Below are 16,853 nucleotides of genomic sequence, written 5' to 3' on the forward strand. Positions count from 1 at the left end.
AGGGGTAAACGGGTGAGTCGACTCGCGAGGGGGCGCTCAAGTCCCCGTCGACTTCGGGAGGACCGCTTCTTCGAGTCTCCGCATGAAGTCGTTCAGGTGCCGGGCCATCACGGTGACCTGGGGCGGCTCAATCATCGTCTGGTGATTGCCGGGGACGCCGATGAGTTCCAGTCCGCCTTTGACGAGTTCCTGCCACGGCCGCTCGGGGTGTCGAGGGTGTGGCGGGACGTACTCCTGGGCGCGCAGGTAGATGGCGGTGCCCTCGGTGGGCGACGGCGCGTAGCTGAACAGCGCGCGCATATGGGCCTTCCAGACGGAGAGGAAGACCTGGAGGTCCACGAGGGAGAACGAGTCGGGTACCACGGCGCCGTCGCGGGCGCGTCGCAGCACCTCGAGCATCTGGGCCGGCGGGTCCAGTCCGCGCAGGAGGGTGATGAGCGCCTCCGACGAGTCACCGAACGTGGCGGCGAGCAGCTCCGCGTCGTCCTCGAATCGCTTGGGGAGCTGACCTGGCCCTGGCGTGTCGAGGAACACGAGCAGCGAGGGAGGGACTCCCAGACGTCGCAGGGTCTGCGCCATCTCGTAGACGATGGTGCCGCCCATCGACAGGCCCACGAGGTAGTACGGCGGGCGCGGACGCAGTTGGAGCAGGGCGTTCAGGTGGACGGAGGCGAGCTGCTCGATGGTCTGCAGTGGCTCGCATTCGCCATTCACGCCCGGGGCCTGGAAGCCGTAGACGGAGCGCTCCGGACCGAGCGCGCGCACGAGGTCCTGGTAGCAGAAGACGGTTCCGCCAATCGGGTGCATGCACAGGAGTGGCGGGAGGTCGTCGCGTCCGCGTTGGAGCAAGACGATACCGTCGGGAAGGGCGGGCGCGGTGTCGGGTTCACCGGGCGTCAGCTTGTCTTGAACCCAGGAGGCGAGCGCCGCCACGGTGGGACTCTGGAAGAGGACCTGGAGCGGGACCTTGAAGCCGAAGCGCTCGGACAGCTTCGCGACGAGCTGTGCGGCGAGCAGCGAGTGTCCACCCAGGTCGAAGAAGCTCGCCGTCACGCTGATGGACTCGCGGCCGAGGACCTGGGCCCACAGGGATGCGATGTCCTCTTCCAGCGGCGTGCGCGGCGCCACGCGTGCATTCGAGTCATCCCCTGCAGCGGAGGGTCGGGGCAGCGCCCGGTGATCGACCTTGCCGTTCGCCGTGAGCGGGAGTGCGGGGAGGACCACGAAGTCGGAGGGGACCATGTGCGAAGGCAGGGTCCCCTGGAGGAAGGTGCGAAGAACCGTGGAGGACAGCTCCAACTCCGTCGCGACGTAGCCGACGAGGCGCCTGTCTCCCGGCGTGTCTTCGCGCACGAGGACGATGGCATCGCGCACGTCGGGGTGTGAGCGGAGCGCGGACTCGACTTCGCCCAGCTCGATGCGGAAGCCGCGCAGCTTCACCTGGTTGTCGCGGCGACCGATGAAGTCGAGAGCGCCGTCGTGGCGAAGGCGGACGAGGTCACCGGTGCGGTAGAGGCGAGCGCCAGGAGCCGAGCTGAAGGGATGGGGGATGAATCGCTCGGCGGTGAGGTCGGGCCTGTCCCAGTAGCCCCAGGCGAGGCCATCGCCACCGACGAAGAGTTCCCCGGTGACGCCCGTGGGGACAGGCCGCAAATGCACGTCGAGCACATAGGCGGTGCTGTTGGCGATGGGCCTGCCGATGGGAACGGAGAGCTCGTGGTGGAGGAGGACGGGGTGCCATGAGCTGAAGGTGGTGTTCTCGGTAGGGCCGTAGACGTGGAGGAGACGCTGAGGAGGCCCGAGAGAGAGGACGCGGTTGACGCAGGAGGTGTCCGCGTTCTCGCCGCCGAAGAGGAGGAAGCGGAGACGGGAGAAGGCGGAGGGCTCGGAGCGCGAGACGAGGTTGAAGAGAGCGGTGGTGAGGAAGAGAGCGGAGATGCGCTCATCGAGGAGACGGCGGGAGAGGATGGAGGGGTCGATGACGTCATCCTTGTCGAGGATGACGAGGGAGGAGCCGTTGAGGAGGGCGCCCCAGATTTCGAAGGTAGAGGCGTCGAAGGCGACAGTGGCGGCCTGGGCGACGCGGTCATCATGTCCGAGCTGGACGTAGTCGGAGTCGAGGACGAGTCGAAGGACGGCGCGGTGGGGAATGCAGACACCCTTGGGGCGACCCGTCGAGCCCGAGGTGTAGGTGACGTAAGCGAGATCGTCGGGCCCCATGTCGTGAGTGAGCCGAGGAAGCTCGTCATCGGAGACAGGTGGCAGGGCATCGATGCACAGCGGCTCGGTGTCATTGTGGGGAACGCGCACGGACAGCGAGGTCTGCGTGACGATGCGCTGGACCTGTGAGTCGCGAGCCATGAAGTCGAGGCGCTCGGAAGGGTAGTCAGGGTCGAGCGGGACGTAGGCGCCGCCTGCCTTGAGTATGGCGAGCAGCGTGACGATCAACTCGGGAGAGCGGGGCAGGCAGACCCCGACCTGGGGACGTGCTCTGTCGACCCCCTGAGCACGGAGGATGCGCGCGAGTCGAGTGGAGCGCATGTCGAGTTCGCCATACGAGAGCGAGTCGGAGCCGTGCTGCACGGCGATGGCGTCGGGACGCAGCGCGGCCTGGGTGGCGAATCGCTCGACGATGGACGAATGGGCCGGATACGGCCGGCCGGTGTCGTTCCATTCGACGAGCCACTGGCGACGCTCGTCGGTTGAGAGCAGCTCCAGGGAGTGGATGGAGGCGTGCGGAGTCCGGACGACCTGCTCCATCAAGCCGCGGAGATGGTTCGCCATGCGCGAGATGGTCGCCGGCGTGAAGAGCGCGGTGGCGAACTCGAAGACACCGTTGAGTCCGTGAGGCGTCTCTTCCAGCGAGAGCGTGAGGTCGAACTTCGAGGTGCGCGGGTGCAACTCCAGGGTGTCGACCACGAGTCCCGGGAGCTGAAGCTGTCCAGCCGGAGCATTCTGGAGAGCGAACATGACCTGGACGAGAGGGCCATGGCTCAAGGAGCGCTGGACGCGGAGCTCCTCGACGAGCTTCTCGAAGGGAATCTCCTGGTGGGAGTAGGCACCGAGGCAGGAGTCGCGAGTGCGAAGGAGGACGTCGAGGAAGGAAGGGTTGCCGGAGAGGCGAGCGGGGAGAGGGAGTGTGTTGACGAAGAAGCCGATGAGGGATTCGAGCTGAGGACGGGTGCGGTTGGCGATGGGAGAGCCGACGAGGAAGTCGAGCTGGCCGGAGTAGCGGGAGAGGAGGAGCTGGAAGGAGGAGAGCAGTGCCATGAAGAGGGTGGCACCGTGGAGACGAGAGAGGGAATCGAGGGAGTCGCGAAGGTGGAGGGGAAGGGAGAAGCGGTGAGTGGAGCCCTCGAAGGATTGAAGAGAGGGACGAGGAAAGTCAGTGGGAAGAGAGAGGACGTGAGGGACGCCGTCGAGGAGGCAAGTCCAGAAGGAGAGCTGGGAGGAGAGGGTGTCGCCAGAGAGCCAATGACGCTGCCAGGAGGAGAAGTCGGCGTACTGGATGGAGAGAGGGGGAAGGGGTGAGGCCACGCCCTGAAGGCGAGCGAGGTACTCGGCGGAGAGCTCCTGGTAGAGGACGCCGAAGGACCAGCCGTCGGAGATGATGTGGTGGAGGTTGAGCAGCAGCAGATGCCGCTGAGGCGCGAGGAGGAAGAGACGCGCGCGGAAGAGAGGACCGAGGGCGAGGTTGAAGGGAGCCTCGGCATCGAGCTGGAGGAGGCGAAGGGCTTCGTCGTTGGGGCTGGGAGCGGCCGAGAGGTCGATGAGTTCCCAGTCGAAGTCGGGATCGTCGGAGATGCGTTGGGAAGGCTCGCCGTCGCCCGGGAAGCGAGTGCGGAGAGCCTCGTGACGAAGGACGAGCGTGCGGAGGCTGTCGTGGAGTGCTGCGACGTCGAGAGCGCCCTCCAGACGCAGCGCGAAGGGCATGTTGTAGACGGCCTGCTGCTCATGGAGCTGGCTGAGAAACCAGAGACGCTCCTGCGCGAAGGAGAGCGGCAGCGGCGCATCCCTGCTCACCGTCGAAATGAGCGAGGTGTTCTGAACCGTCTGCGCTGATTGGAGGCGCTGCTCGACGGCCTGTGCGAAGGACTCGATGGTCGGTGCTTCGAAGAGCATCCGCACGGCCAGCGGAACACCGAGACGTTCCTGGCTCCGCGAGATGATCTGCGTGGCGAGCAAGGAATGCCCACCGAGGTCGAAGAAGTTCGCGGTGACGCTGACCTTGTCGAGCTGAAGCACCGCTGCCCAGATGACTGCGAGCTGCGACTCCAGCTCCGTGCGTGGAGCGACGAACGCCTCACCGTCGAGGCGATTCGCCTCGGGCGTGGGGAGTGCGCGGTGGTCGATCTTCCCGTTGGGCGTGAGGGGCAGCGCGGCGAGGACGATGACCGTCGAGGGAACCATGTGGCTGGGAAGTTGTTTCCCCAGGTGCTCGCGCAACACGGAGCCGGCGAGCTCCGTCGCGACGTAGGCGACCAGTCGCTTGTCACCTGGCGCGTCCTCCCTCACGAGTACGACGGCGTCGCGCACGTCGGGGTGAGCCCGGATGGCGGACTCGACTTCACCCAGCTCGATGCGGAAGCCACGCAGCTTCACCTGGTTGTCGCGGCGGCCGATGAAGTCGAGAGCACCGTCAGTGCGAAGCCGGACGAGGTCACCAGTGCGGTAGAGGCGAGCGCCGGGAGCCGCGCTGAAGGGATGGGGAATGAAGCGCTCGGCGGTGAGGTCGGGCTTGTTCCAGTAGCCCCAGGCGAGGCCATCACCTCCGACGAAGAGTTCCCCTGTGACGCCCATGGGCACGGGCTGAAAATGCACGTCGAGCACATAGGCGGTGCTGTTGGCGATGGGCCTGCCGATGGGGACGGAGAGTTCCTGGTGGCAGAGGGCGGGGTGCCACGTGCTGGCGGTGGTGTTTTCGGTGGGGCCGTAGCCGTTGACCAGTCGCTGAGGAGGCCCGGAGGAGAGGACGCGGTTGATGCAGGAGGGGTCCGCGTTCTCCCCGCCGATGAGGACGAAACGGAGGCGAGAGAATGCGGAAGGCTCGGAGCGGGAGACGAGGTTGAAGAGAGAAGTGGTGAGGACGAGGGCGGAGATGCGCTCGTCGCGGAGACGACGGGCGAGGACAGCCGGGTCGATGACGTCATCCTTGTCGAGGATGACGAGGGCGGCGCCATTGAGGAGGGCGCCCCAGATTTCGAAGGTGGAGGCGTCGAAGGCGACGGTGGCGGCCTGGGCGACGCGGTCGTCGGGGCCGATTTGCACGTCGTCGGAGTTGAGGACGAGGCGGAGGACGCCTCGGTGGGGGATGCAGACACCCTTGGGGCGGCCCGTCGAACCCGAGGTGTAGAGGATGTGCGCCAGGTCATCTGGACCGAGGTCGCACTCCAACGGCGCCTTGCTGCTCGCACTCAGCGCTTCGCGAAGCAGGTCAAGACACAGGAGTCGCCAATCACCCGAAGGCACGCTCTCTCTGCGCGACTCGTGAGTGACGACGGCGACGACTTGTGCGTCGCGAGCCATGAAGTCGAGACGCTCGGAGGGGTAATCCGGATCGAGCGGGACGTAGGCTCCGCCCGCCTTGAGGATGGCGAGCAGCGTGACAATCAGCTCGGGAGAGCGGGGCAGGCAGACCCCGACCTGAGGACTCGCCCTGCCAATTCCGTGAGCACGAAGGATGCGAGCGAGCTGGTTCGAGCGAGCATCCAGCTCGCCGTACGAGAGCGAGTCGGAGCCGTACTGCACGGCGATGGCGTCGGGACGCAGCGCGGCCTGGGTGGCGAAGCATTCGACGATGGACGAGTGGGCCGGATACGGCCGGCCGGTGTCGTTCCATTCGACGAGCCACTGGCGACGCTCGTCGGCGGAGAGCAGGTCCAGTGAGTGGATGGAGACGTGCGGAGTCCGGACGACCTGCTCCATCAGCCTGCGAAGGTGGTCCGCCATGCGCGCGACGGTGGCTGGCGCGAAGAGCGCGGTGGCGAACTCGAAAACGCCGTGAAGGCCATCCGAGGACTCCTCCAAGGAGAGCGTGAGGTCGAACTTGGAAGTTCGGGGATGGAGTTCGACGTGTTCGACCTGGAGTCCCGGGAAGGACGGCGGTGCACCGGGCGCGTTCTGGAGAGCGAACATGACCTGGACGAGAGGGCCATGGCTCAAGGAGCGCTGGACGTGGAGTTCCTCGACGAGCTTCTCGAAGGGAAGCTCCTGGTGGGAGTAGGCACCGAGGCAGGAGTCGCGAGTGCGAAGGAGGACGTCGAGGAAGGAAGGGTTGCCGGAGAGGCGAGCGGGGAGAGGGAGTGTGTTGACGAAGAATCCGATGAGGGATTCGAGCTGAGGGCGGGTGCGGTTGGCGATGGGGGAGCCGACGAGGAAGTCGAGCTGGCCGGAGTAGCGGGAGAGGAGGAGTTGGAAGGAGGAGAGCAGTGCCATGAAGAGGGTGGCACCGTGGAGACGGGAGAGGGAGTCGAGGGAGTCGCGAAGGTGGAGGGGAAGAGAGAAGCGGTGAGTGGAGCCCTCGAAGGATTGGAGAGAGGGACGAGGAAAGTCAGAGGGAAGAGAGAGGACGTGAGGGACGCCGTCGAGGAGACGAGTCCAGAAGGAGAGCTGGGAGGAGAGGGTGTCGCCAGAGAGCCAGTCACGCTGCCAGGAAGAGAAGTCGGCGTACTGAATGGACAGAGGAGGCAGAAGAGAGGCCACGCCCTGAAGGCGAGCAAGGTACTCGGCGGAGAGCTCCTGGTAGAGGACGCCGAAGGACCAGCCGTCGGAGATGATGTGGTGGAGGTTGAGCAGCAGCAGATGCCGCTGAGGCGCGAGGAGGAAGAGGCGCGCACGGAAGAGAGGACCGAGGGCGAGGTTGAAGGGAGCCTCGGCATCGAACTGGAGCAGGCGAAAGGCTTCGTCGTCGGGGTTGGGAGACGACGAGAGGTCGACGAGTCCCCAGTCGAAGTCGGGAGCGTCGGAGATGTGCTGAAAGGGAGCTCCCTCGCCGGGGAAGTGAGTGCGGAGAGCCTCGTGACGAAGGACGAGCGCGCGGAGGCTGTCGTGGAGCGCGGCGACGTCGAGAGCGCCCTCCAGACGAAGCGCGAAAGGCATGTTGTAGACGGCCTGCTGCTCATGGAGCTGGCTGAGAAACCAGAGACGCTCCTGCGCGAAGGAGAGCGGTAGCGGCGCATCTCTGCTCACCGTCGGGACGAGGGCCACGTCTGTCGGAGCAGAAACGGCGTTTCGGCGCTGCTCGACGACGCGAGCAAGGGCCTCGATGGAGGGTGCCTCGAATAGCGCGCGAACGGGAATCAGCGTGCCCAGGTGCTCCTGGATGCGAGAGATGACCTGGGTGGCGAGCAATGAGTGCCCGCCCAGGTCGAAGAAGTTCGCGGTGACGCTGACGCTGTCGAGCTGAAGCACAGCGGCCCAGATGGCCGCGAGCCGCGACTCCAGCTCCGTGCGTGGAGCGACGAACGAGTCCGTCTCCAACGCTCCGAACTCAGGCGCCGGCAATGCGCGGCGATCCACCTTGCCATTGGGTGTGAGTGGAAGCGCGTCGAGGACGACGACCGCCGAGGGCACCATGTAGCTGGGAAGCTGTTGTCCCAGGTGCTCACGCAACAGTGTCCCGGCGCTTCGCGTCACGACGTATGCGACCAATCGTTTGTCACCCGGCGAGTCCTCTCGCACGAGCACGACGGCGTCGCGTACGTCGGGATGGGCACGCAGCGCGGCCTCGACTTCACCCAGTTCGATGCGGAAGCCGCGCAGCTTCACCTGGTTGTCGCGGCGGCCGATGAAGTCCAGCTCTCCGTCCTGACGGAAGCGAACGAGGTCGCCCGTGCGATAGAGGCGCGCACCCGGAGTCGTGCTGAAGGGATGGGGAATGAAGCGCTCGGCGGTGAGGTCGGGTCTGTCCCAATAGCCCCAGGCGAGGCCGTCGCCTCCGACGAACAGCTCACCCGCGACACCCTGAGGAACAGGTTGCAGATTCGCATCGAGCACATAGGCGGTGCTGTTGGAGACAGGCCTTCCAATGGGGACCGACAGCTCGGTGGAGGGCTGGGCCTGATACCAGGTGCTGTACGTGGTGTTCTCGGTGGGGCCGTAGCCGTTCACCAATGCGACCGGTGCTCCGTGCGTGAGCACGCGTTGAACAGTCGTTGCGTCGGCGGCCTCTCCTCCGAAGATGACCCAGCGCAACCCCGCGAACGCATCAGGGTGCGTGCGCGCGGTGTGGTGGAAGATGGCGGTCGCGACGACCAGCGCGGAGATGCGCTCCTCCCGCAGTCGGCGCGCGAAGACGTCGGGCTGGATGACGTCTTCCTTGTCGAAGATGACGAGAGCGGCGCCGTTGAGCAGCGCACCCCAGATCTCCAAGGTGGAGAGGTCGAACGTCACCGTGGTCACCTGGGCGACCCGGTCGTCCGGCCCCAGGCGGACCTGGTCCGGGTCGAGCGCCATGCGAACCACACCCCGGTGTGGAATGCAGACACCCTTGGGACGCCCCGTGGACCCGGAGGTGTAGATGATGTGCGCCAGGTCATCGGCGGTGCTGTCATCCACCCACGGGGTTGACGCCGAACCCTCCAGCGCATCCCCGAGCCGATCCAGGTTCACCACGTGCCACGGTCCCTCGGGAAGCCGCGTGCTCAGCGCATCGTGAGAGACGATGGTCGCGAGTCGGGCGTCATGGGCCATGAAGGCCAGTCGCTCCGTGGGGTGCTCGGGGTCGAGCGGAACGTACGCTCCGCCAGCCTTGAGGCTCGCGAGGAACGCGACGATGAGCTCCGGGGACCGAGGCAGGCACACGCCCACCTGCGGATGCCGGCGGTTGACGCCCTGGGCTCGCAGCACCCGGGCCAGCGCATTGGCGCGCCCATCGAGCTGGGCATAGGTGAGCGCGCTCTCTCCATGTCGAACCGCCACGGCTTCGGGCCGCAGCGCCACCTGTGCATTGAAGAGGCGCACGAGAGACGACTCGGACGGGTAGGCGCGCGCCGTGTGGTTCCAGTCGATGAGCCACTGGCGTTGCTCGTCGTCGGAGAGGAGCGGCACTTGTCCGCAAGGACGCTCGGGTTCCCGGACGAACGCCTCGACGAGTCGCACGAAGTGCTCCGCCATCCGTTCGATGGTGCGCGGAGCGAACAGCGTGGTGGAGTACTCGATGGAGCCCCGGAGTCCCTCGGGGGATTCCTCCAGCGCGAGGAACAGCTCGAACCGCGACGTCCGTGTTCCCAGCTCCAGCGGAGCGACCTGGAGCCCTGGAAGCTGAAGCTGTCCCCCGGGAGCGTTCTGGAGCGCGAACAGGACCTGGACCAACGGACTGCGTCCGGGCTCGCGCTGGACGTGGAGTTCCTCGACGAGCTTCTCGAAGGGAAGCTCCTGGTGGGAGTAGGCCCCGAGGCAGGAGTCGCGAGTGCGAAGGAGGACGTCGAGGAAGGAAGGGTTGCCGGAGAGGCGAGCGGGGAGAGGGAGTGTGTTGACGAAGAAGCCGATGAGGGATTCGAGCTGAGGACGGGTGCGGTTGGCGATGGGAGAGCCGACGAGGAAGTCGAGCTGGCCGGAGTAGCGGGAGAGAAGGAGCTGGAAGGAGGAGAGCAGTGCCATGAAGAGGGTGGCACCGTGGAGACGAGAGAGGGAATCGAGGGAGTCGCGAAGGTGGAGGGGAAGAGAGAAGCGGTGAGTGGAGCCCTCGAAGGATTGAAGAGAGGGACGAGGAAAGTCAGAGGGAAGAGAGAGGACGTGAGGGACGCCGTCGAGGAGGAGAGTCCAGAAGGAGAGCTGGGAGGAGAGGGTGTCGCCGGAGAGCCAGTGACGCTGCCAGGAGGAGAAGTCGGCGTATTGGATGGAGAGCGGGGGCAGAGGTGAGGCCACACCCTGGAGGCGAGCGAGGTACTCGGCGGAGAGCTCCTGGTAGAGGACGCCGAAGGACCAGCCGTCAGAGATGATGTGGTGGAGGTTGAGCAGCAACAGATGCTCATGTTCGTGAGCAGCGGTCGTCACCAGCAGCGCTCGAAAGAGCGGACCGCGTGCGAGGTCGAACGGTCGTTCCGCCGCGGCATGCAGCAGGGCGTGGGCCTGTTCGACTGAACTCACGGCGCTCCGCTCCAGCCGCACGGACACGGACTCCGCCACGAGTTGCACGGGAGCGCCTTCGCCCGGGAAGGTCGTGCGCAGGGACTCGTGACGGTCAACCAGTGCCTGGAGGCTTTGCTCCAGGGCCGTGACGTCGAGAGGCCCCTCCAACCGGAACGCCATGGGCAGCGAGTACACGGCCGTGTCCGGCATCCACCGGTCGAGGAACCACAGGCGCTGCTGCGCGAACGATGGGCTCAGGCGCGCCTCGCCCTGGGCGGGTCGGATGAGGTCCTCGGAGAACGCGCTCGTGGTCTCCTCGAGATTGGCGCACAGCTCGCGAAGGACGGGCCTATCGAAGAGCGCACGCAGCGGAAGGTGGAACCGTGTCTCCTCGCGCATCCGGGTGATGACCTGCGTGGCGAGCAGCGAGTGGCCCCCCAGGTCGAAGAAGTTCGCGGTGGCGCTCACGGCGTCCATGCCCAGCACCTCCGCCCAGATGCGCGCGACGGCGGTCTCGAGGGCCGACTCCGGCGCGATGAAGTCCTCGGAGTGCGCCTGGGGTGTGGGCAGCAACGCGCGGTCCACCTTGCCGTTGGGCGTGAGTGGCAGTGCGTCCAGCACCACGATGGCGGCGGGCACCATGTACCCGGGGAGCAGGCGTTGCACGTGCTCGCGCAGCTCGACGGAGGACGCTCGCGCGACGACGTACGCGACCAGCCTCCGGTCTCCCGGTAAGTCCTCTCGCACGAGCGCGAGTGCCTCCAGCACGGAGGAATGCTGGCGCAGCGCGCTCTCCACTTCCCCCAGCTCGATTCGGAAGCCACGCAGCTTCACCTGGTGGTCGCGACGGCCGATGAACTCCATGACTCCATCGACGCGCTGCCGCACCAGATCTCCGGTGCGGTACATCCGGCCACCGGGCGTATCGCTCCAGGGATCGGGCAGGAAGCGCTCTCCCGTCAGGTCCGCGCGCTCCCAGTATCCCCACGCGAGGCCCAGGCCCCCCGTGTACAGCTCACCCACGGTTCCGACGGGAACGGGCCGCAGCGACTCGTCCAGCACATACATCCGCGTCCCGGAGATGGCGCGGCCAATGGCGACGGCCGTGGTGTCATCTGTCTCCAGTGCTCCGCGCATCGGGTGGAAGCTGGTGAACGTCGTGTTCTCGGTGGGCCCGTAGAAGTTGACGAGCCGGATGTGCGGAAGCTGCTCCAGCGCCTTGCGCGCATGGGGCACGGAGAGGACCTCGCCTCCCGTGAGCAGCTCGCGCACGCGGCCCATTCCAGGCAGGCCGAGCTCGATGAGTTGATGGAAGAGGCCCGTCGTCACCCAGACCACCGTCACTCCCTGCGCCTCCAGGAAGGGACCCAGCTCGTCCAGCCCCGCGGCGCCCTGGGTGAACACGGCGAGCCGCGCGCCATTGAGGAGCGCTCCCCAGATTTCAAAGGTCGACGCATCGAAGGCCACGGGCGCGAGCTGCAGCAGCACGTCGTCGGGGCCCACGTCCACGTAGTTGGCGCCCAGCACCAGCCGCAACACGCCCCGGTGGGGAACACAGACGCCCTTGGGTTTGCCCGTGGAGCCCGATGTGAAGACCACGTAGGCGAGGTCGTCCGGGCAGACCTCCCGCTCGGGCGGATGCGCGGGAAGCGCGTCCAGCTCCGCCTCCAGCGCGTCCAGGCACAGCGTGGGTACACCGCCCGACGGCAGGCGGGAGCGCAGGCCCGTCTGCGTGACGATGGCGTGGACCCCCGCGTCCTCCGCCATCAACCGCAGTCGCTCGGACGGGTAGTCGGGATCGAGCGGAACATAGGCGCCGCCCGCCTTGACGATGGCGAGGAGGGTGACCAGCAGCTCCGCCGAGCGCGGGAGACAGACGCCCACCTGGGGATGCTCTCGACAGATGCCCTGGGCGCGCAGGCGCCACGCGAGCTGGTTCGCCCGCGCGTCGAGTCCCGCATACGTCAGGCTCACGCTGTCGCTGCTGACCGCGACAGCGTGAGGCCGCAGCGCCACCTGGGCTTCGAAGGCGTCCGCGATGTTGGAGGGAAGAGAAGCCGGAGAGGGAGCCGACAAGGAGAGGGCGTCGAGCATGTCAACGCGTCGCCCTCACAGGATGAGAAAGCGACGGCTGCCGCGGGGGGCACGGCAGCCGATGAGACGGGGCGGAACGCGTGAGTCATATCTAGGAGGCTTGCCAAGACATGCGCAAGATTGGCTGGTCCTCCCCGCCCTGATGAGGCGGATCCCCGTTGAGTTGTGTTTCAGTTTATTACGGGTGACTCGTCGGGTCCGCCGGGTTCGTGCCGGCGGACCGCTCGTCGCCATCGCGGAAGCCGTCGAGGTCCCGGTCGATGCCGATGCGCGTTCCCGAGCCCGGGGGCACGCACGTGTACGTCAGCACGCCGTTGCTCGCCGTGGTGGCGGCGCGAAGGTTCGCATCCGACACTCCTGGCAGACCCTGTCGGTCGACGATGAACTGACCTCCTCCCACGTAGAGGAAGCCCGCATCATGTGGGCCCACCCGGCCCTTGGCGACCAGGTCGCACTCACCCGCGTTCGCTCGCGCCACCAGCAGGTTGATGCGCGGCGCCACCACGGCGGCCTGGGCTGCCGTCAGCGTCACCTGCTGGCCGACGATGGGCGCCAGGTTCGTGTCGAAGACGAAGATGAACTGCTCCATGTTCTTCTTCGCCGCGACGCCCTCCGGCGTATTCGGGATGCCCACCGAGTTGAAGATGGGGTGGAAGTCGAAGCCGCTGTTGAACGCGAAGAGGGTGGGAACGGTGCCGTCGCTGTTGAAGCCGAAGCCGCGCACCTGGTCTCCCATGAAGGGGTCCACGGGCAGATTGCCCGTGGCGAAAGGCGCGCCGAACATTCCGACCTTCTGGTACGCGTTGCGCAGGTGCGGCACCTTGGGAAACTGCGGCACCACGTCGAACGACGACCGACCGTCCGTGCCAAAGAAGCCCTTGAAGACACCTTCGCCAGGGTTCGCGTTGGGGTCGAGCGTGTGGCACGAGCCGCAGGGCCCGTGGAAGAACGTCGTCGTGTTCAGGAAGAAGTCCCGGCCCGCCTGCTGCGTGGTCGTGAGGGAGTTGTCCAGCTTGCGGATGGGGTTGGGCGGATAGACGACCTGAAGCGCGAAGTCGGTGAACTTCTGGAGTTGCTGCGGCGTGAGCTGGGCGTTGCGGCCCAACAGGTCCATGAAGGCCGGGTTGAACTGCTTGAAGGCCTCCGACTCATTGAAGGAGCCGTTGTTGGGCTGGGCGTTCGCCGCGCTGTCTCCGCCGTTGCGGTCTCCTCGCCAGTGCATGGGGCCGTGGTTGGCCATGCCTCGGAGGCTCTGCGTCGTCATCGGGCCCTTCAGCGGGTGGAAGGCCGTGCTCTGACCGAACGTCGGATCGCTGCCGAACTCGGGCATGATGGGGACGACGGGGCTGGGGTTGTTCTTCACCGCGCCGTCCGGGTTGCCCAGGTCCCAGGCCAGGCTGTCGAAGTCGCCGAAGATGTGGCAGCTGGCGCACGAGGAGTCGCCGTGGCTGGAGCTGTTCCGGGCGTCGTAGAGGAACGGACGGCCCTCCACCACGCTCGAGGGCTCCGGGTTGTACATGGGCAGGTGGGCGATCTCCTGGCGAGTCGTCGTGTTGATGACGGAGATGGCGTTGTCGAAGCGGGTGAGCACGTAGAGCCGCCGCCGCGCCTCGTCCAGCACCAGCCCCGTGGGGCCGCCGCCGGTGAGCTGAATCTGGTTCGCGGCGTTCGGCACGAAGGTGTCCGCCTCCAGCGCCGCGGTGGAGTAGATGCCCAGCTTCGAGGAGCCGAAGGCCGTGACGAACAGCGTGGCGCCGTCGGAGGTCACCGCCATGCCCAGCGGCTGCGCGAGGCTCTTCTCGCTCTCCGGATTGGGCGTGGGCGCGCAGCAGGTGCCGTAGTTGATGTGCTTGTTGAGGTGGCGCGGCGTGACGCTGGTGGGGCCGAGCACGGTGATGCGGCTCTCGTGGATGTGGCCGCGCAGCGTGGTGTTGGCGAAGGTGCCGGGCCCCTCGAAGCGCAGGTCATTCCGGGCCTCGGTGTTGCTGACGTACACCTTCCCGTTGGCGGGGTTGACCACCATGTTGAACAGGATGGTGCCCACGCCGGCGTAGACGCTCCCGCTGCCGGTGAGCGGCGCGGGCGGGTTGGAGGTGGCGTCGATGGCGAAGACGTCCTTGTCCGGCAGGGACAGGCGCACCTGCGGCGTCCACGAGCGGTTCACCACGTCCACCCAGTCCTGCCCGTTGTACTTGACGATGACGGAGACCTCCGGGGCGGGGACACCCGCGAAGTTGGTGTTGGGGCTCGGAACGCCGCCCGCGGCCTCTCCACCGTTGGGAATGGCCGCCTCATGCAGCACCGTGGTGCGATTGCCGGAGTGGAAGGCCGCCGCGTACACCCGCGAGCCGTCGGGCGTCGTCGCCAGGGCCCGGGGCGTGTCGGCGAACAGCGACAGGATGGTGAGCGGCGTGCCGCCCAGCGAGCTGCCCAGGTGGTCCGAGTCGAAGACCCAGACGTCGGCCCGGCCCACGCCCGGCGTGGTGAGCTGGGGGTCGAACGGCGCGTTCTGTCCGCGATGCGCCGCGGTGATGAACGCGCGCCGCCGGCCCGGGCCCGCGAAGACCAGGTCGCGAGGCTCGTCACCCACGAGCAGCGTGCGCGTCACGATGCCGCTGTTTCCCTCACCGTCCACGCGGACGATGCTGACGCTGTCAGACAGGTGGTTGACGACCCAGACCTCGTCGTTCGTCCTCGCGGCGACGGCCACGGGCTCCAGGCCCACCGGCACCGAGCCCCGGTGGCTGAGGCCACTGTTGCCGACGCGGAAGATCTCCAGGCGGTTGTCCGGCGTGTTGACGGCGAACAGCAGCCTGCCGTCAGGGGAGAGGGCCAGGGGCCGCACCTGTCCGCTTTCGAAGAGCGTGAAAGGCGCCGCCACGGCTTCTCGGCTTGAAAAGACTCCCGCCAGCAGCAACGTCAAGACAACGCTTCTCAGCGAACCAGCTCGAACGGCAGTGCACCGGGGTTTCACATCATCCTCCAGGGGAGAGGGACTCTTCCCTCCCTCCGTCGAGGGAGTGACGGTTGGAAGGGAATGCGGAATCTTCCGTGGATACGGTGTGAGCCGTAAATACTGGCATTCGCTTTCGTGGAAATGCCCGTGACGGTGACGCAGTCTCATGGGTCTGGAGTGTCCGGACCTACCCATGGCATGTCCGGACGGAGCGAATTTTTACAGGAGTGTGCGCCGATGGCCTGGAAGATGCCCGAGGAACCCTATGTCGACGCGGAGCCTGGCTCCGCGCTGGAGACCGTCATCGTTCCGCGCACGCGGGACCTGGGGGATGGCTTCGAGGTCCGCCGGGCGCTGCCGTCGTCGCGGCGGCGGATGGTGGGCCCGTTCATCTTCCTGGACCAGATGGGGCCCTCGGTGCTCCAGGCGGGCAAGGGGCTCGACGTGCGGCCCCATCCGCACATTGGCCTGGCCACGGTGACGTATCTGTTCGACGGCGAGGTCCTGCACCGGGACTCGCTGGGCGTGGTGCAGACCATCCGGCCCGGCGCGGTGAACTGGATGGTGGCGGGACGCGGCATCGTCCACTCGGAGCGCACGCCGCCGGAGGCGCGCGTGAAGGCGAACCGGCTGTTCGGCATCCAGTTCTGGGTGGCGCTGCCCGGCAAGCACGAGGAGGACGCGCCGTCCTTCGTACACACGCCGGTGGAGGCGCTTCCGGTCATCCAGGACCACGGCCTGGAGCTGAGGCTCATCGCAGGCGAGCTGTTCGGCGAGCGTTCTCCGGCGAAGACGCAGTCAGAGCTGTTCTACGCGGACGTGAAGCTCGACGTGGGCACCCGGCTTCCCGTGCCTTCAGTGCATGAGGAGCGGGGCCTGTTCATCGCGGAGGGGCAGGTGGAGGTCGGCGGCGAGAGCTTCGGTCCCGGTCAGCTCCTGGTGCTGCGTCCGGGCGCGGACGTCGTCGCCCGGGGCGGCGGGGCCACGCGCTCGCGCTTGTTGCTCTTTGGCGGCGAGCCCATGGATGGGCCGCGTCACATCTGGTGGAACTTCGTCTCCAGCTCGAAGGAGCGCATCGAGCAGGCCAAGGAAGACTGGCTCGCGGGGCGCATCGGCCAGGTCCCGGGTGAGACGGAATTCATTCCGCTCCCGGAGCCCGAGCCAAACGTCCCCCGCTATCCCTGACACTAATGGCGGGCTCGGGACCACCTATTCCTTGTCATGCCGGGGAGGCAGCGGACTGTCTCGCTTCTGACTCCCTGTCGCATTCCCTCTCAGGGGAATGGGAAGGCCGCTCCCGCTATGTCAGTCTGGGAAGGCCGTACAACCCATAAGCTGTCCCTGGAGGCACGAATGCAGGCTGGAAAGTATGTCAGCGGTGCGTTGCTTGCGGTGGGATTGATGCTGGCTGGTTGTGGTGGCCCGACAGTGGAAGCCACCGAGGCACCAGACCTCACTTCGCACGAGGCCCTGGTTCCCGATTGTACGGGTTCCACGGCGGGGACCATCTACTACTCCAACGCGGCGCACACGGCGATGGTGGGATACATGGGCTGCGGTTGTGGTCGCTGGACGCGATGGGGACAGACGTCGAGCTACTCCTCCGCCACGGATCTGTGCCCCAAGGAGTACCCGCCCGAGGTCTGAGTGAGCAGACGTCGTCGTGAATAGAAAACGGCCCGCCCCGGAATGTCTCCAGGGCGGGCCGTCGCATTTCCGCTTCCTGAGCAGT

General features: G+C 66.8%; 4 protein-coding genes. 2 read left to right on the plus strand and 2 right to left on the minus strand.

Going from position 1 to position 16,853, the window contains the following annotated elements; translation table 11 throughout:
* Nucleotides 1-36: 36 nt before the first annotated feature.
* Both FJV41_RS05140 and FJV41_RS05145 read right to left on the minus strand, forming a co-directional pair.
* On the minus strand, nt 37-12,165 hold the full coding sequence (locus FJV41_RS05140) for a non-ribosomal peptide synthetase (protein ID WP_141641274.1): 12,129 nt from the start codon (nt 12,163-12,165) through the stop codon (nt 37-39).
* A gap of 178 nt (nt 12,166-12,343) precedes the next feature.
* Entirely contained in the window at nt 12,344-15,289 is a 2,946-nt protein-coding gene (locus tag FJV41_RS05145) for a hypothetical protein (protein WP_246137006.1), read from the minus strand.
* Between the two features lie 69 nt (nt 15,290-15,358).
* On the opposite strand from FJV41_RS05145, the gene FJV41_RS05150 reads away from it, so the two are divergent.
* Together FJV41_RS05150 and FJV41_RS05155 are read left to right on the plus strand one after the other, a co-directional pair.
* Nucleotides 15,359-16,306 carry a pirin family protein gene (locus FJV41_RS05150; RefSeq protein WP_246137007.1) on the plus strand — a complete coding sequence of 316 codons (948 nt, stop codon included), beginning with the start codon at nt 15,359-15,361 and terminating at the stop codon, nt 16,304-16,306.
* A gap of 168 nt (nt 16,307-16,474) precedes the next feature.
* Nucleotides 16,475-16,768, plus strand: a complete 294-nt coding sequence (locus FJV41_RS05155; RefSeq protein WP_141641275.1) for a hypothetical protein — start codon at nt 16,475-16,477, stop codon at nt 16,766-16,768.
* Nucleotides 16,769-16,853: the final 85 nt, after the last annotated feature.

It is taken from the genome of Myxococcus llanfairpwllgwyngyllgogerychwyrndrobwllllantysiliogogogochensis (genome assembly GCF_006636215.1).
Taxonomy (GTDB): domain Bacteria; phylum Myxococcota; class Myxococcia; order Myxococcales; family Myxococcaceae; genus Myxococcus; species Myxococcus llanfairpwllgwyngyllgogerychwyrndrobwllllantysiliogogogochensis.